This is a genomic window from Paraburkholderia sp. PGU19 (assembly GCF_013426915.1).
Lineage (GTDB): Bacteria > Pseudomonadota > Gammaproteobacteria > Burkholderiales > Burkholderiaceae > Paraburkholderia.
On sequence record NZ_AP023181.1, the window covers coordinates 1,313,748 to 1,335,626 of the forward strand.

18 protein-coding genes and 2 pseudogenes are annotated in these 21,879 nt (G+C 56.6%); 14 read left to right on the forward strand and 6 right to left on the reverse strand.

Going from position 1 to position 21,879, the window contains the following annotated elements:
- Positions 1–341: 341 nt before the first annotated feature.
- On the reverse strand, positions 342–5,501 hold the full coding sequence (locus H1204_RS35635; RefSeq protein ID WP_180733426.1) for a trifunctional serine/threonine-protein kinase/ATP-binding protein/sensor histidine kinase: 5,160 nt from the start codon (positions 5,499–5,501) through the stop codon (positions 342–344).
- 543 nt (positions 5,502–6,044) lie between these two features.
- Here H1204_RS35635 and H1204_RS35640 point away from each other — a divergent pair.
- Together H1204_RS35640 and H1204_RS35645 are read left to right on the forward strand one after the other, a co-directional pair.
- On the forward strand, positions 6,045–6,353 hold the full coding sequence (locus H1204_RS35640; RefSeq protein WP_180733427.1) for a carboxymuconolactone decarboxylase family protein: 309 nt from the start codon (positions 6,045–6,047) through the stop codon (positions 6,351–6,353).
- 435 nt (positions 6,354–6,788) lie between these two features.
- Positions 6,789–7,295, forward strand: coding sequence for a DUF417 family protein (locus tag H1204_RS35645; protein ID WP_180733428.1), 507 nt, complete (start codon positions 6,789–6,791; stop codon positions 7,293–7,295).
- A 372-nt stretch (positions 7,296–7,667) separates the two neighbouring features.
- Here H1204_RS35645 and H1204_RS35650 read toward each other — a convergent pair whose 3' ends face one another.
- The 4 genes from H1204_RS35650 to H1204_RS51825 all read right to left on the reverse strand — a co-directional run bounded on the left by H1204_RS35650 (position 7,668) and on the right by H1204_RS51825 (position 10,528).
- Positions 7,668–8,045 (reverse strand): hypothetical protein, encoded by a 378-nt coding sequence (locus H1204_RS35650; protein WP_180733429.1) that lies wholly within the window; start codon positions 8,043–8,045, stop codon positions 7,668–7,670.
- Positions 8,046–8,078: 33 nt separating this feature from the next.
- A complete protein-coding gene (locus tag H1204_RS35655) occupies positions 8,079–8,396 on the reverse strand; it encodes a hypothetical protein (RefSeq protein WP_180733430.1) in 318 nt (105 codons plus the stop codon).
- Between the two features lie 361 nt (positions 8,397–8,757).
- Positions 8,758–9,501, reverse strand: a complete 744-nt coding sequence (locus tag H1204_RS51820) for an NAD(P)/FAD-dependent oxidoreductase (RefSeq protein ID WP_243468817.1) — start codon at positions 9,499–9,501, stop codon at positions 8,758–8,760.
- A complete protein-coding gene (locus H1204_RS51825; RefSeq protein ID WP_243468818.1) occupies positions 9,485–10,528 on the reverse strand; it encodes a cyclic nucleotide-binding domain-containing protein in 1,044 nt (347 codons plus the stop codon). Before H1204_RS51825 ends, H1204_RS51820 begins: the two co-directional genes overlap by 17 nt.
- 585 nt (positions 10,529–11,113) lie before the next feature.
- Between H1204_RS51825 and H1204_RS35665 the strand changes: the two genes are divergently transcribed.
- The 4 genes and pseudogenes from H1204_RS35665 to H1204_RS51830 all read left to right on the forward strand — a co-directional run.
- Positions 11,114–11,554 (forward strand): ACT domain-containing protein, encoded by a 441-nt coding sequence (locus H1204_RS35665; protein WP_180733431.1) that lies wholly within the window; start codon positions 11,114–11,116, stop codon positions 11,552–11,554.
- Between the two features lie 259 nt (positions 11,555–11,813).
- A complete protein-coding gene (locus H1204_RS35670) occupies positions 11,814–12,431 on the forward strand; it encodes a nitroreductase family protein (RefSeq protein ID WP_180733432.1) in 618 nt (205 codons plus the stop codon).
- Between the two features lie 39 nt (positions 12,432–12,470).
- Positions 12,471–13,016, forward strand: a complete 546-nt coding sequence (locus tag H1204_RS35675) for a carboxymuconolactone decarboxylase family protein (RefSeq protein WP_180735153.1) — start codon at positions 12,471–12,473, stop codon at positions 13,014–13,016.
- Between the two features lie 232 nt (positions 13,017–13,248).
- Positions 13,249–13,445, forward strand: a pseudogene (locus H1204_RS51830) (SDR family NAD(P)-dependent oxidoreductase); the annotation flags it as partial.
- A gap of 278 nt (positions 13,446–13,723) precedes the next feature.
- Here the strand turns inward: H1204_RS51830 and H1204_RS35685 are convergent.
- Positions 13,724–15,136 (reverse strand): PLP-dependent aminotransferase family protein, encoded by a 1,413-nt coding sequence (locus H1204_RS35685; RefSeq protein WP_180733434.1) that lies wholly within the window; start codon positions 15,134–15,136, stop codon positions 13,724–13,726.
- Positions 15,137–15,223: 87 nt separating this feature from the next.
- Between H1204_RS35685 and H1204_RS35690 the strand changes: the two are divergent.
- From H1204_RS35690 to H1204_RS35725, 8 genes and pseudogenes are all read left to right on the forward strand, one after another.
- A pseudogene (locus H1204_RS35690) lies at positions 15,224–15,639 on the forward strand (cupin domain-containing protein).
- 9 nt (positions 15,640–15,648) lie between these two features.
- Positions 15,649–16,104, forward strand: a complete 456-nt coding sequence (locus tag H1204_RS35695; RefSeq protein ID WP_180733435.1) for a carboxymuconolactone decarboxylase family protein — start codon at positions 15,649–15,651, stop codon at positions 16,102–16,104.
- 709 nt (positions 16,105–16,813) lie between these two features.
- Positions 16,814–17,074 carry a hypothetical protein gene (locus tag H1204_RS35700; protein ID WP_180733436.1) on the forward strand — a complete coding sequence of 87 codons (261 nt, stop codon included), beginning with the start codon at positions 16,814–16,816 and terminating at the stop codon, positions 17,072–17,074.
- A 477-nt stretch (positions 17,075–17,551) separates the two neighbouring features.
- The gene (locus H1204_RS35705; RefSeq protein ID WP_180733437.1) at positions 17,552–18,508 is read left to right on the forward strand and encodes an AraC family transcriptional regulator; all 957 of its coding nucleotides are present in this window, start codon (positions 17,552–17,554) and stop codon (positions 18,506–18,508) included.
- A 530-nt stretch (positions 18,509–19,038) separates the two neighbouring features.
- Complete coding sequence (locus tag H1204_RS35710) at positions 19,039–19,674, forward strand: nitroreductase family protein (RefSeq protein WP_180733438.1); 636 nt, start codon at positions 19,039–19,041, stop codon at positions 19,672–19,674.
- 186 nt (positions 19,675–19,860) lie between these two features.
- Positions 19,861–20,406: a carboxymuconolactone decarboxylase family protein gene (locus H1204_RS35715; protein ID WP_180733439.1), complete on the forward strand. Its 546-nt coding sequence runs from the start codon at positions 19,861–19,863 to the stop codon at positions 20,404–20,406.
- A gap of 148 nt (positions 20,407–20,554) precedes the next feature.
- Entirely contained in the window at positions 20,555–21,250 is a 696-nt protein-coding gene (locus H1204_RS35720; RefSeq protein WP_180735154.1) for a glutathione S-transferase N-terminal domain-containing protein, read from the forward strand.
- Positions 21,251–21,417: 167 nt separating this feature from the next.
- The gene (locus H1204_RS35725) at positions 21,418–21,867 is read left to right on the forward strand and encodes a GNAT family N-acetyltransferase (RefSeq protein ID WP_180733440.1); all 450 of its coding nucleotides are present in this window, start codon (positions 21,418–21,420) and stop codon (positions 21,865–21,867) included.
- The last annotated feature ends 12 nt before the right edge of the window (positions 21,868–21,879 follow it).

Consider the following 21,879-nt stretch of genomic DNA (forward strand, 5'->3'; position numbering starts at 1 on the left):
TATGTCCTCGACGCTGCTCACCGTGCCGGGGATTGACGTTCCGCAATGCGCGGACTCGATCGCCGATGATCACCGGCTCGTCCCGTTCTTCTCGCGTGCCTCGCCAAGGCTTCTGGCGCTGATATTACGGCATGCGCGTCGGCACGGAGTTTCCTTTCGTCCGAGCTGCGGCTATCGATGCGGATCGACACCAGTTGCTCTTGAAGCCGCGAGGTTGCTCGATCCGCGTAATATTCATCGCGCTTTCGGGTGCGACGCAGCGCGGTAAGTGGCAAGCTCGAATGGTGTAAGTTACGATGTCGCGAACCCGCTTGGGGCATACGGGTTCGAGAAGCGTTGAATCAGATTCCAGATTCAGACTTGGTAAAAGTACGCCCTCCCGGTTCCGGAAGCCTTACTTCGAACCGCGTTCCGTAAGGGCTCGATGGTTCGACACTAAGTCGCCCCGCGTGCGCCAGCACAATCGACCGGCATATGGGCAGACCCATGCCCATGCCGTGCGACTTTGTTGTGACAAATGGCGCAAAGATGTAGTCAGCCGCACCCTCCTCTATGCCAACACCAGTGTCCTCGATCACGAGTTTTACGTGCCCGTCGACGGACGAACCCGCGATACACAGGCGACGTTCACGGTCAGCAATATCGTGCATTGCCTCAATAGCGTTGATGACAAGATTGAGAATCACCTGCTGTATCTGAACTCTATCACCCCATACCACACACGCACCCGAAATTGCACTCATATCGAGGCAGATGGCGTGCTTCTCAAGCTGGCTCCGTGTAACCAACAACACTTCATCGACTGCGTCGTCCAGGTCGAACGCTGCAAAAGACGGAGCAGATCGTTTGACCAGCGACCGCAGGCTTTGCACCACGTCATGTGCGCGAGTACTGTCGAATTGAATCCTCTTTAACGCCTCCTCGACTTCGACGAAATCTGGTTCGTCACGCTTCAGGAATCTCAATGCCGCGCCAGAGCTGCTAGCTATCGAAACTAGCGGTTGACTGACTTCATGTGTAATAGACGCAACCAGCTGCCCCATAGTAGTCAGGCTCGCTACCCGCGCGAGCTCCTCCCTTGACTCCCGGAGCGCCTGTTCCGCAGCTTCTCGCATCGAATCACTCTGAATCGTATCCGCATAGAGGCGCGCATTTTCGAGCGAGATTGCTGCTTGCGAAGCCAATACTTCGAGCAGTGTCGTTCTTTCCTCAGTGAATGCGCCTGATATGAGATTGTTCTCGACATACAGGATGCCGACGAGTTCCGATTGTTTCAGCAAGGGCATGCATAACACCGACCGTAGCCCTCGTTGAGTAACTTCCCGGTCCTGAGCGAACTCACCAAAACGCGAAGCGTCATCAAGCAGGATTCTCCGTCGAGTCCTCGCGACTGTCATGAATATTCCCCGTGCGAAGTCAACTTCCTGAAGCGGGCGCGATTCGATGACATATATCGGGCCGTCAAGAGCTGCTCGGGCCTCAGCTTCTATCCTGACGTCGCCCATCCGATTGAGGGCAACCGCGCACCTTTGCGCTCCGGCGTGCTCTAGCACGTTTCCGATAAGCACCTCGAGAAGCCGAGGAAGGACAATTTCACTGGAAAGAGCCTGAGATGCAGTTATCACCGCTCTTGTATCCAGGTGCATCTTCCCCATATCGGGCGTGGGTTTAGCCCTATCGAGACCAATAATCCGCGTCACCCGAGCCCCGATCTCTTGCGCCTTCGCTTCCGCACCCCAGTTGAGGTATGCGTATCGAGCATCCCGCAGCAATGTTTCCGCAACGACCGATAGATTTTGGGCGGAGTAGAAATTCGCTGCCGCTTCAAGCGCGATCGCCTCGTTATGAACGAAATCTTGCTTGCGGGCAAGTTCGATCGCCTCTTCATACAGCAATTGCGCTTCGCCGATCCGGCCCTGCACCCTCGCCAGCTCAGCTGATACTAGTGCCGCCCGATCAGCGAAATTATCAGGACAGGACCTTGCCAGCAGTTGGATGTAATTGTGATGGTCTTGGAGTGCGCAAAGATGCGCGTCTCGCCCCCCCGCTTCCGTTGCCCTGAAGAAGGCGGCTGCTCGACACAGAGCGCCGTAATACGGAAGATCTGCGGCCTCAATATGTCCCAAGGAAGCGCCGGACAATTCCTTTGCTTTCCGTTCGGCTTCCAGCGCGCTCTCCCAATCACGGAAAAGGACGCAGATTCGGAGCCGATGTACCCAGAATGCGAACGCGCCCGTGCTCGTGCAGGCGACTCCATGAAGGAGACTCTCACTCCAGTCCGACTCTAGCCCCCGGGACTCGAACGCATGACCGTATGTGCCGCGCAACGTTGAAACGACCATCAGCTGCGCAAGTAGCGCATCCACGACGACCTTGAAACCCGCGCTGCGAGCATAATCAACCGCTTCCTCAGTCGCGCGCATAACCTCTTCAAGGGGTGCACCTACGAAGAGAAGGTTAGAAATCAGATTTCTATGAGAATACACAGCAAACGTGAAGTCGCAACTATCACGTGCAACCTTGACCGCATCTTTTAGGTAGCGTTGAGCAGACCGGACAGGGCTTGTCCATGGAACTACCAGCGCGCCAAAGCACACGCGCACGCGCGCCGCCAGTCTGTCAATGCCATCGTTCGGACTCAGCTGGAGTGCTTTCTCGCCAAGATACAAGCCGCGCTTCGCATCGCCGAAACGGAAAGCAAGAATGGCCGCCGCATGGACAAATGCATAGCTAGCGGCGCTGCAGTACCCTCTGTCTACGGCCATCAGCGCCGTGGTCAATACAAGACTGTGAACCAGATTCTCATTGTTGCCGAAAATTTCCGGAGTAATAAGGTATCCCAACAGATCTATCGTTGAGGCCCACAATGGATTAGCCGTCGCCCTCTGCTGTGTGTCCGATTCCAATCCGGCGTTATCAATGTATTGAATCAGCTTCGCACTATCCCTCGCGACGTCCTCATCACTTGGCTCCCGCGGAACGGCGATGCCGAGCTGCGCGAGGTAAGATAGTCCGCTATCGAGCGCGACGCCATGTTTGCCTTGCATCGTGTACAGAGCAGTGCGAAGTCTCGCCACGCTAGACTTCAGTACAAGGTCGATGTCAGATGACCACAAACGCTCCAATCTTGCCTCGGCGTCAGCCAACTCTGCCGTTGCGAATTCGCACTCTGCTCTGTGAAACTCAATCACACCCGCAATCGTCGAGTCTTTGACGTTCCGCAGGAGGAATGCAGCAGCCTGAAGATACATGATCGCCGCGCGATAATCCGCTGATTTCTTAGCATGGATCGCTGCGTCAAGATTCAAGCGCGCGTAACGCAGCCTTTCGTCACCGTCATCGATGAGTTCGGCACCAAGGTTTATCTGATTCGCAGCGGCAAAAAGCAACTCTCGCTGTTTGGGCAATCTCTCCGCAAGCCGTTTCCCCACATTAACGTGCATTTCCTTGTGCCGCTGCTCCCGAACGAGGGAGTTGTAAGTGACTGCGCGAATCCGGTCATGCAAAAATGAATATTCTGACGCATTCCATCGGACCAACCCGGTCCGCTTGGCATGAACAAATAAGCTATGCACGGTGTGCTCTTCAATCTGCGCCGCGACAGCTAGTATCTCCGCCGGGCTACTATCTCCGAGGCATGCCATGCATTGCAACAGGTTTAGTGTCGCGAGCGGCAATGTTTCTAGTTTATCGAGGAGCGACTCAGCCACATTGGAGGTGTATTTGCTGGTGCGAGCCTTAGACAAATCCCACCGCCACGAATAATTTGTCCAGTCAAACCATACGATTTTCTCATCCAGCAACATAGACATGAACCGTATGACGAAGAACGGATTTGAACCTGTCTTTGCTTGAATCACAGTGGATAGTGATAGCGATGCAGCCGGCGAGCAGCCCAACACGTCGCTGACGAGGCGGTTCACATCGACGAACCGCAGCGGGCCCAGTGTTATTTCTACTGTCGGAACAGCGGAGTAGGCGAATAGCGTCCGTACATGTCGCGGCTCGACCGATCCTTCGTCACGCGAAGCGAAAACCAATAACAGGTTGGATAGCTCTCTTGACTGCAATAGGCGCTCGATGACACTTAGTGTGCCGCTATCGGCCCACTGCAGATCGTCGAGGAAAAGCACCGTTCGGCGCTGGTCGGCTGATAGGCACCCGATGAATTTGAATACCGTATCGAAGATCCGGTCTCGACCATCAGCCGCGTTGCTTGGCCCGCACGGAGAATCGCCAACGACCAAATAAAGGTCTGGCAACAACGTATATAACAGCCCGATCGAGGACCCGAGCATGTTCCGAAGTTTCCGAGTCCATGCGGTGAATTCCTCGACACCATCTCTCATGGTGTTATGAAGCAAACCTTGCAATGCCATTGCTAAGGGGCCGTAAGGTGTCGTTTGTCCCAGCTGCTCGCATTTGCCCGCCCCAAACAGGTGAGTTTTTCTGTCGAGCGATCGCTCGAAATCTCGCACTAGCGCAGTTTTACCGGTCCCTGAGCCACCAAATAGGGCTACGCACCTCGTTCGACCGTCATTCACCACATCTTCGAATGCATCGCACAGAGCGTCCAGTTCGCCGACACGCCCGTATATGCGGTCGGACGCGTTGAGCCTTCTAGCTGCGTTTGCATGATCAACCGGAAACCACTCGATGCGCGAATGCTCCCTCCACGCCGCATGGCATTTCAACAGGTCTCCGAGTAGACCTTCGGCAGATGAATATCGATCGCTCGGGTCCTTGGCAATCAACGTCGCGATGACTTGCGAGAGTACCTGTGGGTAGTCGCTCCTGACTGCGCTCGCTGGCAATGGTAGCATCGCCAGGTGCGAGTGAACTGCACCCGGAAAATCCTCCGCGGGAACCGGCGGAGAACCTGTAGCTAGTTCATATAAGAGACAGCCCAGAGAGTACAGATCCGCGCGCGCGTCAACCGGCCGATTGATCGTGCCACATAGTTCGGGGGCAAGGTAATGCAGCGACGTGCTCGACACGGGAGCAACTGAATGATGATCTGCCCCCACACGAATCGAATTTCCGAGGCCTGTCAGCCATGCTCTCTTCGCTCGCCAGTTGAAGAGAATATTTTCGGGTGCCAGATCCCGGTGTATAACGCCTTGCGCGTGCATCGCCGAGACAGCACGTGTTAGAGCGACGGCGAGCGTCAGGAATTGATCAATTGCAAGTGGTGCGCCACAACTTTCTCGGAGAATGTACCCACCTGGATCTGAGAGTGTCAGCTGAATCTGGTCCAGACAATGCGTGAGTTTCAAGGGCTGGAGTGCCCATGATGTCATCACGGCCTCCTTCAGTTCGTGCTCCGAGCGCAGCAGCCAAGGTTTCCCCGACCCTGATTCCAGAGACGTAGCCGCAAGCAGGACCGATCCCCTTTCGTCGCTCCACTTACGGTACAGTTCAATCTGCCCTGCTCGAAGCAGAGTCATATCGAAGATAGCAGATTCGTTCATGTTGGCTTGGCAGATATCAATCGCGGTCACTTCTTCCGCGTCTGTCCTCTAGACGCACCGGGCCATTTTAGTCGATGCGTTCTAAAATGGTGCAGGCTTTTTTACCGTCAGTCCTACCCCGCGTAGACTGGTTTCGGACAATTGGCGTGATCATCCCGCGCGGACACACGCTATTACATTATTCTTACGCACCAGAAAAGCTCGCTCGCCTTGTCAGTGGACCGACATTGCCTTTTTGCCTCACCGGCGCCGCCATAACGGTGTCGTTGTAACGGTCCCGGCGTCTTTCACGTCATCGCACCTCCATTTCGAAAAATCCTTCCGCTTCGGGAAAGGAAACCGCCCCGGTCGCCCCTCAATTGCTCGCTGCGCGATCTCTCAAGCACACATCCAGTAGGCGTTTTATATACGGACGTATGTTTGCCGGTTGGTGCACAGGGTCATATGATTTGATTGACGAGACGGAACCGGTAGGGGCGGGGTTCGATCTGGTTATCTTTTCCTAAAAGTGGTCCGCTCTCCGAAGCGCAGCTACTTGTCAGACGCCCGTTTCGTTGCATCAGGGAGATGAACATGTTCGAAATGTCAAATCTGAATCGTCTTCAAGTGCTCGAAGACCACGCGCCTGCAGGAATAGCGGCGTTTTGGGCCTTCGACAAAGCTGCTTTTGAGGAAGGCGCCTTGTCCGTTCAAACCAAACAATTGATAGCAGTTGCCGTCGCCCTAACTACGCAGTGCCCGTATTGCATTGAGCTTCATATGACTGCCGCGCGGGACGCCGGTGCAACTAGCGCCCAATTGGCCGAGACAGCCGTCGTGGCAGCTGCAATTCGTGCGGGCGGCGCGATCACTCACGCAACACATCTGATGCAAGAATACTAGCGTTTTCATCTACACACGCCGTGTGCACCTGTAAGCCGCGTGCTTTAACAGTGTTGGGCAACTGCGGCGTTGTCTTAACGTTCACGGGAATTGTCAGCCATATTGGATTTTCGTCGCCAGGACGAAACGCCTACCTGCGACATTATCGGAAATCTCGCACACAAGAGTCCATGCGGACATCAAACGATACTCACGTATGTTTGTTAATGGCTTAACTGGCAGATATGATTTTCCTATCTGCTGCTCCGCGAGCATTCCGGCGTTTGACCGCCGCGGGATTTATTCGACATTAGGATAAAGGTCATTGCAAGCTCGTACAGCCAGAAAGGTTGCTCGATCCGCGCCCGCGCTTCTAACGGTAGATTGTCACAATGTTGCCAAGGCGTTGGCTCGTTCAACTTAATCTCTCAAATCAAATCCATTGGAGCGAAAGATATGCTTAAGAACGTACACGTCGCCGAAAAGTATGATGCGTCCGTCTGGCCACTCGGGTTCCTTCGTTGGGCCCTCGTAGTCATATTCCTCTGGTTCGGTTGCATGAAGTTCACCAGTTATGAAGCGCACGGAATCTCTTCGTTTATAGTACATAGTCCCATTATCGGTTGGCTCAACACCCTATTCGGTGTACAAGGTGCAAGCGACGTCATCGGAGTTCTCGAACTGTCGACGGCCGGCGCCCTTATCTTGGGCGCATTCATTCCGCTATTTTCTGCTCTCGGCGCGGCGATGTCGTGCGCGACATATGTCATAACCTTGACGTTTATGTTTAGCACTCCAGGCGTAACAGCGGCGCCCCTGGGCGGCTTCCCATGGCTATCAGGCGATATCGGGCAGTTCCTGCTTAAGGACCTCGTTCTTCTCGCCGCCTCCGCTTGCCTGCTGATCAAGTCAATCCAGATTGTTCCGGCGCGCCCCCCAGAGGCGGCAGCAATGTCTCGATAGCTTCGTAGACTATTCGCGTACCCTATGCGCACGTTATCCCGGACGCCTCAACGCGAGATGGAATCGCTATACACGATAACGTATTGGCGTCGTCGTGCGGCTTGACCACCAACAGGTCCAAGCGAGATGCCACAGGAAGACCGCAGCCGTTATCCTCATATGCAAGTAGAACTATCGCACTCGCTACGCCTACCCTCATGCGCAGCCGTTGTGTTTGATTTCTCGCAAGTCTTGCGTTTGATTGCCAGAGTGGTATCGATCGGAGGTCACGTGGAATTTTGTCCTGCAGCCCTCCCTCTCCGATTCAGGTCGGGTTCGCAACGCGTAAGTCGCGACCGGTTCCGAAGGCAACACGTCCCGAGTCGCCGATATTTAATTTGAAGGCGCGCAGACACCGCGCACGTTCCGCTCGAGTCGTCGTTCTTCGCGGGCGAGCTTCGCCTTGAGCCGCGCCAGCCGGACGCCGTTCTGATGCGCTGCACGGCGCAGCTTCGCCTCTCGCGGCGGCTTCAGGCGCTGACGGTCCGCATCAGTTTCGTCCGGCTGCGTGCGTCGCCTTGCGAGCTGGGTTTCAAGGCGGAGAAAGCCTTTGACTAGGCCGTTGCGCTCGGCTTTGAGCAGCTCCTGTGTGCCGTTGATCGGACCCTGCAGTTGAACGGCGATCGCGTTGAACATACGCGGAGAGCCACGCTCACGATCGAACGCTTTCCCGTGGGATTCTGCCTTGCCGCCGCCGGCAGCGATGCGCATACAGGTCGCGTCAGATCGAGCCATACAATTCCCTCATCCGGTCGAGCGGCCGTGCGTCAGCCTCGGGCTGAGGCGATCGGGTCTAGTGGTCGACTGCATCAGGCCTAGCAGCGCACGCAGGGTCTTTCGGCCGCGCGAAACATACAGGCGCGTTGAAGAGACCGTCAGGATCTCGACGAGGTGTTCCGTGAGCTGCTGGTCGCGGCTCACGTCCCGGATCGCTTCCAGCACGACGACGTCGACGTGAAAGAACTCGTACATGCGCAACAGCAATTCGCTTCCGAAGCGCTGCACCCGGTTTTTCGCGACGAGCGCCAAGCGGGCAACGCGTCGACGAAGAATGTCACCCACCAATCTCTGCAGGCCTTTCTTGCGATAGTTCGGGGCACTGCAAGGGTCGGTGCCGGCCTCGATATTGCCGGTGCCCAGCGTCCAAGCAATACCATTCGAGCCTCACGGCCTGCGTCATGACCTGCACGGCTTGGGTATGCGAGCAAACGCGCGCATAGTAACCAGTCTTACTCACAGCAACAGGCTTTGCGCCTAGCCCTGTCCGTACCGCAACAAACTGGTACAGTCCTTGTCCACCGATTCCAGTAGAACCTCTTCTTTGCGCGTCTTGATCCTCCTAGTGACACAGTCACCCACGCTTCCCGGATGGTGCTTGCCTTTCGAACTGTACAGCGGGAGCTCGGGTCACCGGCGGCCCTGTTCAATGCTCACGCCTCTGGGCGAGCATCAAGTGAATTTCTGATACAACCGCCGCGCCTTCGCCAACTGCAGCAGAGACACGCTTGATAGACGACGAGCGAACGTCGCCTATAGCAAAAATGCCAGGGACATTGGTTTCGAATGTTAGGCAGCTAGATGACTTGGACGACTCCGCAGCTTTTGTCAAAACAAAGCCCCTGTCATCAACTTCCACTTCACAGTCGCGGAGCCACTGGGTGTTCGGGTCGGCCCCAGTGAACAGAAAAAGATGCCTTGTCTCGATTAACGCATACCGCCCCTTCGCGTTAACGGTTAGACCGCAAAGTCCGTCTTCATCGCTGGATGCCGATTCAACTGTTGTGCCGGTGTATATCGTCACGTTGCTTAGCGCCGTTACACGATCGACAAGATATCGGGACATGCTTTCTCCAAGTCCCTCCCGCCTCACGAGTACGTGAACATGGCTCGCATAATTTGAGAGGTACACGATTGCCTGCCCAGCCGAGTTTCCTCCTCCGATAAGTACAACTTCTGCGCCCTGACAGAGCTTTGCCTCAACTGAAGACGCCCAATAATAGACGCCTTTCGCCGTGGACAAGTCAAGACCATCGATGACAGGACGACGATACGATGCACCACTGGCGATGACCACCGAGCGCGCACTGACCCGACGGCCACCGGTGAGATGAACCACGAAGGGGGAGACCATGCACTCCAGCTTTGTGATTTCAGACGGGATCGACATTTCCGCACCGAACCGCGCCGTGTGAGTCGAATACGATGACAGACAGGCCTTCCGACGCCGCATATACCGCAGCGGCCAGTCCGGCCGGGCCCGCCCCTACGATCGCGACATCGTATATATTCGTTGAATTCAATTCTGGCAGGAGACCAAGCCTGTGAGCCAGCGACGCTTCGTCAGGTCGACGTAATATAGTCCCATCGGCCAGCACCACTATAGGCGTCGCCTCTCGCCAATCCGGAAGCTTTGAGATTACGGTGACGGTTTCCGCATCGCTCTCGGTATCCACTAACCGATAGGGATGATTTACTCGCCGGAAGAATCCCTCGAGCGCCAAGGTCTTGATGTCTGTCGCCTGCCCGATGAGTACAGGGCCGCTGCCTTCCTGAACGAGTTCCGCGCGGCGCAGTATGAGCGCGCGCATAATGATCTCACCCAGCTGTGCCTCCTCTACAAGAAGCGCCCGCACCTGTGTGGGCGAGATCAAGATCGCATACACATCCTTGACGGCATATCCGTCTACTAGATACGGTTTTCCCGTCAGCTGCGCCGTCTCCCCAAGGAACTGCCCCTCGCCCAGTTCAGCCAAAAATTGTGATTGCCCGAGCCCGTCTCGGCGCGTAAGCAAGACGTTGCCACGCAAGATAACTCTTATGCCCTGTCCCGGCTCGCCCGCGCGGAACATTGTCTCGCCAGCTCTCCATGACTCCCGCGTGCCGAATCTCCGTGTACGCTCGACGTCGGCCTTGCTGAGTCGGGGAAACATCTGGGGTCGCCGTTGCTCGATCGCGATCCGCGTGGCGTGCTGGTCTCCCCGCGGCGCGAGACTCCGATTCAGATAAGACCCGTAGTTAACAGACGGGCCCGCGCGCGCATTCCCCGATGTCACCGTATTGGAACTCGTGCGTACATTCGAGATGTAACGACCGTAATTCGCGGAAATACCGCCCGATGCCGACGTCTCGGACGGGACATGGGAGAACTCGTCCTGCGTAATGTTCGGCGACTGACCATCGGTACTGTTTGCCACAGTGTTAGATTCCGGCGCGAACGTTGATTCCTCGTCTGAATTCATAGAGCATCAGGTTGATCGGAGCTTTCGCCCCAAAGATCACGCCACAGCGGTAGCTACTGCGCGAAGTTATCGCTGGGAACACATTCAGAACAATCCGCCGCTGTGACTCATCACGCGGAGCAACCCAACTGACGCGGTAGCGGCGATTTCCAGGTGCAGACCGTGGCATCCCGCAAAACGCCGCCAACCGGCCAGCGCGATCTAGATCTCTGTAGTCTCGTGCACGAAGACATTTTCAACAAGGCTCACAAGGTATCGGGTTCATATGCTCAGGTATGAAGCAGCAATACGTTTGCTCTATGTACACTTATCGGATACGCCACCACATCCAGCGGCGTCGACAGACTCGGGATCTCGACCAGTCAGCTTTCGAGATAACGCATCTTCCGAGCAACCGTCAGTATCCGATCGACCAAAAGTACGCCTCCTCGGCCATTTAGCGGCGATCCCACTTAATGGCTGGATGTTTAGCCAACACTTCGCGGCTATATACCAGACCGCTACTCGCCGTGCGATTTGGTCTTTATGGGATATCAGAACATGCACGAGGGAACCACGAATTTAAGGACACTCATCGCCTCGATGTCCCCGGTCCTCAATCGGGAACGCGTCGCGTGCGTAAATCTTGCTTTAGGCGAAAAAGCCCCAGACGGCATTCCCGGCAGCGCGATCATCGGGACATTCCGGGAGCAAGAAGGACTAACCGTTTTTGTAGAGCTCGGAGTGGCAGAACGATTCAATTTAAAGATATCTTTTCGCGCCGCATGGATCACGTTGCTGCTTCGCTCTGATCTATCTTCGGCAGGCCTCACGGCAGCATTTTCAGGAGCGCTCGGCGCAGTCGGGATCAGCTGCAATGTAGTCGCCGCGACCTATCACGATCACATATTTGTGCCGCTGGAAGCAGCCGACGACGCGATGGGGGTCCTTGAGCAACTTCAGCGCGACGCCGCTAGCCAAAACGGGATGACACTTCAATGAAACCGCAGCACGTCGCATATTGCAATCACTTCAGTTCTTACACGGGATTCGAGTGCGATCGACCCTGATAAATAGCAAGAAGTCGGCGAATTCTGCATATGCGCCGATGCATGCCCGTCGATGTGCCGCGGGCCGATTACAAGAGACTGACCCGTGCAGCAACCGGCAGGAGGAGATAACCGCCTAACAACTGGAAGGAACCCAGGTGCTCATAGCGTGAAGCACGCTTGTCCCCCAAACCTTTACTAACGGAATCACCATGACCAATGCCGTCATCGAATGCATCCTGAGCCGCAGCGCCGCCAAGTATTACGACCCCGCCGCGACCTTGAGTGACGACCAGATCCGCGAACTGGTGCGAATCGGCACCTCCGCGCCGACGTCCTTTCACTTGCAGAACTGGCGCTTCATCGCCGTTCGCACGCCTGAAGCCAAGGCTCGGCTCAGCCCAATCGCCTGGAATCAGCCTGCGATCACCGATGCGGCTGTTACCTTCATCATCTGCGGCCAGTTGGCCGATTCCAGCGTAATACCGGATCGTCTGGCGCCGCTGGTGGAAGCGGGTGTCATGCCGGAGGCGATGGTGTCGGAATGGGAAATCCCCGCACGCGGTCTGTACAAGGAACACCCGCAACGCCAGCGAGACGAGGCGGTACGCACTGGCACCTTTGGCGCTGCGGCGATGATCTACGCGGCTCGCTCGATTGGCCTGGGTTCGACGCCCATGATCGGTTTCGATGCCGAAGCTGTGCACCGGGAGTTCGGACTGACCGACGACGAGGTGCCGGTCATGCTGTTGACCGTAGGCGCAGAGCGTCCCGGAAACTGGGCACAGAAACTGCGACGCGCCGTCGCCGATGTGTTGCATCTCGTGTGAGTTCAAACCATGAATTGAGGATTATTAAGGAAAGCTATGATGGCAAGAACCTCTCCTTTAAATCCGGAACCGGTGCCGGTCGATTCGAAACCTACTCTCGACGCGTTCACAAAGAACATCGGGTTCACTCCGACGATGATGACGACCTTCGCGCAGAGCCCCATCGCGTTCAACGGGTGGGCGACCCTGCGTGGTTCCTTGTGCAAGGCCCTCGACGTGAAGACGCGTGACAGCATCGGCCTGGCCGTCTCCGAGGTGAATGCCTGCAACTACTGCCTGACGGTTCACAGTTTCACGGCCCAGCACATGGCGAAGCTGCCGCCCGATGAAATCATCTTCGCTCGGAAGGGCCATGCGACCGCCCCCCAGCGTGACGCGGCTGTCCAGTTCGCGCGCAAAGTCATCGAGACACGCGGTCAGGTCACTGACGCCGATCTGATAGCCATCCGTGATGCCGGGTACACGGATGCCAACGTCATGGAGATCGTCGCGCTGGTCGCCATGTATTCCCTGACGAACTTCTTCAACAACGTGTTCGACCCCGAGAAAGACTTCCCCGCCGTTACACCGGCAGGCTCGATCTGAACCCTCGGAACTCGCAACGGTGATTCAGAGGATTCCCCGTATGTGTCACATGATGCGAGCGCAACACCAAAACGTCGATCTGGCGGACGAGCTGTCATCAGCGCCTGCCATTACCGAATATGGCAAGGCTGGCGTCTGCGCGAGACCCGAATTGACGTGTCTACGTCCGGCGTGGGTGGAGCTTCTAACTCGGCAGGTGTCGCAACTCCGCTAGGAAATAACTGAGGGCATTATGAGCAGCACATCACAAAAAGTTGTCGTTATACCGGTGCCTCCCAAGGTATAGGCCGCGAAGTCGTCAAGATGTTTCGGAGGCTCGACTATCGCATTGTCGCGACTGCGCGTTCAATCAAGCCGTCGGACGATGCGAATATAATGACTATCGCCGGTGATATTGGCGACGCGGCAACCGCGCAACGCGTGGTTTCCGGAGTCACGGGAGAAATCCTGCACGTTGACGGCGGTCTGAGCGCCGGTCATTAGCCGGTCAACGCGCGTAGCAAGCCGGTGCCCTTTCTTACTCCGGAATCTAGTTACTAATTCCGGTAGTTCGTTGATTCGGCCTTGAAACTGGCGCTTCGTTTCTCACTCTCTGTATTGGCATCTGTTCACTCGCTATTCCGGCCGTCACGCTCCCACAACTAGGCGATGGCGCCTATGCCCCAAGTGGATCATCGCGAAAGTAAGGTTTCTGGCAAGCGGCGAGCCTACGAGAACTTCCGGATCAGCTGGTGCAAACGATCACACGCATTCGGAAGTTGCCGTTCAATCGTAGTCGCTACGCCGAGGAGCAGTCCCGATCGCTGTGTGGCCTCAGAGCAATACCAACGCGATAAAGGTCCCGGCGCAAGCCCGTAGGCATATGCTTCCCGGACGATCTTCTTATCGTCCACGCCATCGGCGAGCCTGAGCACCACTGCAAGCCCGGATGGATAGACCTCGAACCCCTTGGCTTCCAGAGTGGCCATAAGCGCATTGCTCCGGCTTGCATAAATTCGCTTCATTCGGCGCAGATGCCGCATATAGTGCCCATCTCGCATGAATTCGGCGGTCGCCGATTGCACCGCCGGACCGGGAGCGGTGGCGAGACAGGCCGCGACTTCTTCGAACCGAGGCACGAGGGAAGCTGGCGCAACGACGAACCCGAGCCGCAGCGTCGGGCTGATCGTCTTACTGAAAGACCCGATATGAATCACTCGGCCAGCTCGATCCAGCGATGAGAGTGCCGGCGCCGCGCGCCGTCTCAGCTGAAGTTCACCCAGATAATCGTCTTCAATGATCCAAGCATCAGCGCGTCTCGCCCATTCCAACAGTCGAACGCGTCGGGCAAGCGATAATGTCGGGCCTAAAGGCGCCTGTTGCCCCGGCGTTACCAAAGCAATCGCAGCGTCCGGTGCGTGCACCTCGCCGTAACCGACATCGAGCCCTTCTTCGTCTACCGGAACGGGAACCGTCTCGAGCCGCGAAAGCCCCAACGCCATGCGGCTAGGGAGAAATCCCGGGTTCTCGACCCAAGCCTTTCGACCTTCCGGTTGTATCACTCGAAGTGCAACGGCCAGCGCCCCTGTAAATCCTCCCGAGATGAAGATTTGCGAGGGCAAGCATTCGATGCCCCGCGACAAGGCCAAATGGGCCGCGATCTCTCGTCGCAGTTCATGTTCGCCGCGCGGATCCGGATAGGACGCGAGCGCTTCGACCTCGTCACGTGCCGCACGAGCTCTCAGCCTAGCGAACAAGATACGAGGGAAACAATCCGACGCTGGTACCCCATTTTGAAAGATGGCAGATCCAGGCAGGAAGTGTTGGTATAAGGCGGACCGTTGATTTGTCTCGATAGAACGTGCGGGCTCCGTAGAAGGACGCGCCACGCCGGTATGGTCAGAGACTCGGGTTCCGCCTGCGCGAGAGGAAACGACCAACTGCGCATCGGTTAGCCGCTCATACGCTATCCGAACCGTGCCGCGTGCTACTCCCAGCTGCGTAGCCAGGTCCACCCACGACGGCAGCCTGGCACCAGGAACGAGTATTCCATTATCGATCGCACCAATGATGCCCAGTCGAATCTGCTCTGACAAGGAAGTCTTTGACGCACGGTCAAGCGTCAGATTCAGAATAGTCATGGTCCATGGTACATTAAAAATTTACGTTCTTGGTTCTTTTCTATGGACTTTCAGCAGTTCATGCTTCTGGCGTTCAAGGAGCTGATCATGAAAGTTCATAGCATTCTTCCATCTCTTGTCGCCGCGATGAGTTTAGCCTTTACCGGCGCCGCTGCGGCTCACGACGTCAGCGAAACGGTCAAGCCTAATTTCTCAAGGGCGATACCGAATATTCCGGGCAAGTCCCTCACGGCCGTGGAAGTCGTCTACCCCCCGGCGGCGCCTCACGTCCTCACACACATGCCAAATCGGCATTCATTTACGCATACGTCGTCTCAGGCAGTGTGGTCAGCAAGGTGAACGACGAGCCCGAGCACGTTTACAAGGCGGGTGAGAGCTTCGTCGAGGGGCCGGGTTCACTACACGCAGTGAGCCGCAATGCGAGCAAGACAAAGCCAGCGAAGTTACTTGCGGTCTTCGTTGTCGATTCGGATGATAAGCAACTGACGACCAACGTCAAGTAGGAGAGTGAGATGCGACTGGACTACATCAAAACATCGCCCGGCGGTGTGAAGGCGTTTGGCGGCGTTTATGGCTATATTTTGGAGTCGGGGCTCGAAGACGTTCTCGTCGACCTCGTCTACCTGCGTGTGAGCCAGATCAATGGCTGCGCCTACTGCCTGGACATACATACCCGCGACCTGATCAAGCAGAACGTTACGCCAGCGAAGCTGGCCCTCGTGCAAGCCTGGCGTGAAGCGGAACCCATGTTCACTGTCCGTGAACGAGCTGCGCTGGCATGGGCGGAGTCAGTGACCCTCGTAGCCGATACCCATGTGCCGGACGATGATTTCACTGCCGTCGCCGCAGTGTTCAGCGAGAGAGAGCTCGCTGATCTCACAATGGCCATTAGCTTGATGAACGCCTATAACCGCCTGGCCATCAGCTTTCGTCGCACGCCTGATTCCGTATTGTCAACGAAAGGCTGACGCCGTCGCTATCGGATTTCGAGAGGAAAGACCGAGAAACGCTTCTAATCGACGGCGTTTCTCCATTACGCTCCAAGACCCTATCACCATCACACGGTTTTTACATTTTCAGAGAAGATCAAGGACGATAAAGAGGCACCGGTAGCGCCCGTTCATCGAGCAAAGTATCTGAACGGGTCATCGACACAGAGGAGCAAAAAGCCGTTTTGTCCGGAGCGCGAAGCTCATCCGGCCGACAGTGTCGCCTGGACGATACAGACGTATATATCGAACAGGGGCTACCCTACAGCGCGGTCAGACCGGACAACGGATGCAGAGAGTATGAGCATCGATCATCTACACCGTAAGCAAATCTATACGCGCGTATCTCAAACAGAGACTTAGATTTCGTTGCGCTGGTGAAGTATTCAAAGTTTAATCGAACCTAAGAAGGAACAGCAGGTTCGTCAGGAAGTTGTTTTGCATGATCGTCGACCAGGAGATTGCGGAAAAAGCAACGAGGCTGAGTTGACCTGCCGTTTATCGAGATTCGTCTTTACGGAAATGAAGACGCCTGGTCGATGGAGGAGTCAACATGTGCCGATTGCACCGACTAACGCACTCCGGGAATGCGTTCTCGATCCGCAGCAGGCCGTCAACGGGATTCGACGGACGGCGATCTCGACAGTGGGTCGCGAAACGATCATTGGCAAAAACCGGGAAACCATCCATGGCACTTTCAAATTCAGAAAGACAGAGACAGTATCGGGAGAGGCGGCTTGGCGTTGGAGGAAAACATGAGCGCATCAGTTGTCTCGTATCTATTGCTTCCAAGCGAAGTCTAGAACGTTTGGCATTTCATTTCGATCGTACGATTACCGGCACGATTGAGATGCTGATTAACGAGAGAACAAATCAGGTGCTTAGTCAGCTTGACGAAGATGGACAGCAGCGCTTCTTTTCACAAGGATTTGTGCCAGAGGATGCATAGCGAAGCAATCGAGCGCGGGATGCACCGGATTCCGTGAACCCACAACGTCTGCCGATAACAGCAAAGCAAGTGTCCCCTCCGCGAGGCAGCGAGGGAATGCCGGGTAAAGAAATTCATTGCGCGCTTTCCATTGCCGCCGGCAGGACGACCGATGAAGGCGGCGATCGCGCGCGAATCTCGCAGTCAAATAAAGGCGACAGTCTGATCCGATTGACCCGCCCAAGACGCTGTCTCCCGGACGAAGAGACGCCTATTGCAGTGCTGGAGAAGCCCGGTGCGTCGTAGCATCTGGTCGTAAATTGCGGTGCCAACATTTTGAAGGCGCCCTCACCTATCTGGGACTGCAATTTGCCAGTTCAAGGCGCGACGCCAAGCCTGTGAGGCGTTCGCTGCCGGCGTCAGATGAAGAACGAGATTGTCGCTGGGTACCGAAGCCCGCTGACAGCAAGTTAAAGCGTTCCAAATTCCCGAGGTCCTATGTCCCAAGTCGACTGGCTGAGCCATCTCCTGCAAATGATCACCGTTTCTGGGCAGTTGGAGATCCGCTGCACTTACGGTGCGCCATGGCGGGTGACCTGGGCCAAGTCCGCGGCGCACGAAATTCCTTTCCACGTCGTACTCAAGGGTCGGGCCATTATTGAGGATCCGGAGGCGGGAACGACCAGGGAACTAATGGGCGGAGATATCGTGCTGTTGACGCGCGGCTCGGCGCACGTGCTTCACGACGGCAGCGGGCATGCTCCGGGTCCTACCTACAATCGTCAGGGTTCCGCGGGATGGACGCTGAGCGAGAATGATGGCGAGGGCGAGCATCTGGACATGTTATGTGGCCGGTTTTTCATCGCACCGCCTCATGATCGCCTGATCTGCGATTACCTTCCCACGAATCTGGTGGTACAGGCTGCGGCCAGACAGGGCGAACAGGCGCACGTATCCGCATCGAACCATCTAGCCAATCTCGTGGCGCTGATGCGCGAAGAATCCGCCGGTGACAAACCGGGCGGGTTCGCCATCCTCAACGCCCTGTCATCAGCGCTGTTCACAATGGCGCTGCGCGCGGCGAGCGAATCCGAGCAAGCACCAGCAGGCTTGCTCGCGCTTGCTGGTCATCCCCGATTGGCTCCCGCCATTTCAGCCATGTTCACCGATCCGGCACGGCCGTGGAACCTGCCTGATCTGGCCGGCCTGTGCGGTATGTCACGCGCAACCTTCGTGCGGCACTTTCAGGACAAGATGGGACGCTCGGCCAACGAACTGCTGACCGATATCCGGATGAGCAGGGCCGCCAATGATCTGAAGAAGCCGGCGATGAGCACCGAGGCCGTGGCAGACGCAGTAGGGTATCGATCCGTGGCAGCATTCCGGCGCGCCTTCACCGACAAGATGGGGATGACGCCGGGGCAATGGCGCAATCAGGCGCGCGCCGGGGGGTAATGCGCTTCGCTTGCGTGTCGACGAGAAGGCCTTTCCGAGCGCGCAGTGCGAAAGGATCGGCCGCGCCAACACTGCTAGGCGTCGCATCGGGGCCGCACATCGGCGTTCGAGTAGCCGAATCTCGATCTGGTGAGACGACTGATGGCTTGCCGTACCGATCGACCATCGGGGAATGGATTGCCCCGTAGTTTGATCCTTTATGGCATTTAATTGAGCAAATGTAGTCTCGAAATCGGTATCAGGCAGGCTTAAAGTGGAGGCTCCTAACCACTGCATGAAAGCGTCGCTCCATGACTCGTTTCGCTATTCCAGCCATCGAGGCCACCACCGCAGATATCTACGCACGGGTCAAGAACGTTGCTAGCGCCCGTGTCCCGAACAGCTTCGGTGCGTCTGGTTATCTCGGCCCGGGCTCACCGGCCGGACTGCCTAACGCCGAAAGCGTTTCAGAACTTTGCATGACCACATGCTTTGGATAGAGCGTAAGCACTCTTGTACCCCAACCTATCCCTTAACCAAGAGGAATAAGTATGACCAGCGGAACCATCAAGACCAATGCCGTCATCGAATGCATCCTGAGCCGCAGCGCCGCCAAGTATTACGACCCCGCCGCGACCTTGAGTGACGACCAGATCCGCGAACTGGTGCGAATCGGCACCTCCGCGCCGACGTCCTTTCACTTGCAGAACTGGCGCTTCATCGCCGTTCGCACGCCTGAAGCCAAGGCTCGGCTCAGCCCAATCGCCTGGAATCAGCCTGCGATCACCGATGCGGCTGTTACCTTCATCATCTGCGGCCAGTTGGCCGATTCCAGCGTAATACCGGATCGTCTGGCGCCGCTGGTGGAAGCGGGTGTCATGCCGGAGGCGATGGTGTCGGAATGGGAAATCCCCGCACGCGGTCTGTACAAGGAACACCCGCAACGCCAGCGAGACGAGGCGGTACGCACCGGCACCTTTGGCGCTGCGGCGATGATCTACGCGGCTCGCTCGATTGGCCTGGGTTCGACGCCCATGATCGGTTTCGATGCCGAAGCTGTGCACCGGGAGTTCGGACTGACCGACGACGAGGTGCCGGTCATGCTGTTGACCGTAGGCGCAGAGCGTCCCGGAAACTGGGCACAGAAACCGCGACGCGCCGTGGCGGAAGTATTGGATTTGGTATGAGTATTTCGCCACGACATTGAACGCGCCGACCGATTAAATGGCCACCAGGTGAGAGGCAAGTACAAGCCTCTGCACATTGAAGGCCCAACCAGCTTCGACCCTGACCGGGCCACGAAGTAAGCCGACGGACAGTTCCCCCAAGGGCTTCCATCAAATAATCAAATTAGTTATATAAGGACTACTAAGATGCCGAGAACTATTGCTCTCACGCCGGAACAGGTACCGGCCGATTCGAAACCGACTCTCGATGCTTTCACGAAGAGCATCGGATTCACCCCGACCATGATGGCCTCGTTCGCGCAAAGCCCAATCGCGTTCAATTCGTGGGCCACCCTGCTCGGGTCCATGAGCAAGGCGCTCGACGTGAAGACGCGTGACAGCATCGGTCTGGCCGTCTCCGAGGTGAATGGTTGTAACTACTGCCTGTCAGTCCACAGCTTCACGGCCAAGCATATGGCGGAGCTACCGGCTGATGAGATCACTCTCGCCCGGAAGGGACACGCCAGCGACCCGAAACGCGACGCCGCCGTCCAGTTCGCGCGCAAGGTCATCGAGAAGCGCGGCCAGGTCACTGACGCCGATCTGAAAGCTGTTCGCGATGCCGGCTACACCGATGCGAACGTTATGGAGATTATCGCGCTGGTCGCCATGTATTCCCTGACGAACTTTCTTAATAACGTGTTCGATCCGGAGAAGGACTTTCCCGCCGTTACGCCGGCTGGGTCGATCTGAACTCTATCCGGTCGCGTGGGCCATCTCACGGACCCTTTTGAGGTTCCGTTTGAAGGAACTGTAAGGCCAAAGCCCGGATGCCCTCAGGATGGAACCTTGGGGATGTGTCCGGGTTTCCCATATAGACCGCGGGTCTAGGAGGATGGAAGTGACGCTCAATCATTCAATTTTCGCCCGCTGGCCGGCGAAATACCCCGACAGGCTCCAGCTCTTTTCCCTGCCGACGCCGAACGGGGTGAAGGTCGGGATCATGCTGGAGGAGACGGGCCTCGCGTATGAACCACACCGAATCGACATCATCGAAAACGAGAACCAGGATTCGGCCTTCCTGGCGCTCAATCCTAATGGCAAGATTCCGGCGATCTACGACCCCAACGGGCCGAGTGGCCGACCGCTGGCATTGTTCGAATCAGGGGCAATTCTCGTCTACCTCGCTGACAAGACGGAGCAATTCCTCTCCACCGATCCCCATACGCGCTACGAAACCATCCAGTGGCTGATGTGGCAAATGGGTGGCGTCGGGCCGATGTTCGGCCAGGTCGGCTTCTTCAACAAGTTCGCCGGCAAGGCCTACGAGGACAAGCGTCCTCGCGACCGTTACGTAACCGAGTCAGCGCGTCTGCTCAGTGTCCTTGACGAACGGTTGGTGTCACGCGAATGGGTAATGGACGACGGCTACAGCATCGCCGACATCTCACTTCTGGGGTGGGTGCGAAACCTGATCGGCTTCTATGAGGCACGCGAGCTCGTCGGCTTCGACCGGTTCACGAATGTGCGGCGCTGGCTCGATCATGGTCTCACGCGGCCAGGAGTACAGCGAGGGCTGCAAGTGACGGCGGCCTAGCGGAAGTCTGGATCGAGAGAAGGCGCCTGCTGGGTGCCAGGGGCAGCGTAAGAGCTATAGCGGGGAATGAAATTCACCAACATTCGCGACCAAAAACGGCGAAACACTATCCAGTCCAATTGATCACCATGGGTGACCGTTAGCGTCTCTTGTTTCAGGAACATTCTATGCAATCAGTCGAGATCAGAGCTGTCGAGAGTGCCGACTTTGAAATCTGGCTTCCGCTGTGGAGAGGTTATCAGCGTTTTTATGAAGTGGATATCCCCGAGTCCGTGACGCTCAAGACCTGGGCGCGCTTCTTGGATCCAGCCGAACCAATGTATGCGGCGCTTGCCATCATAGGCGAACAAGCGTCCGGGTTAGTGCATTTGATCTACCATCGATCGACCTGGACGACCGGCAATTATTGTTATCTCCAGGACCTGTTCGTCGCGGACAATGCGCGTGGCAGCGGCATCGGCCGGGCGCTAATCGAGCATGTTTTCACCGATGCACGACGTAAGGGAGCGGCCCGCGTGCACTGGTTGACACACGAATCCAACGATAACGCTATGCAGCTTTACGATCGCATTGTTGATCGCTCGGGTTTCGTCCAATATCGAAAACTTGTTACCTGACAGATGGCGCAG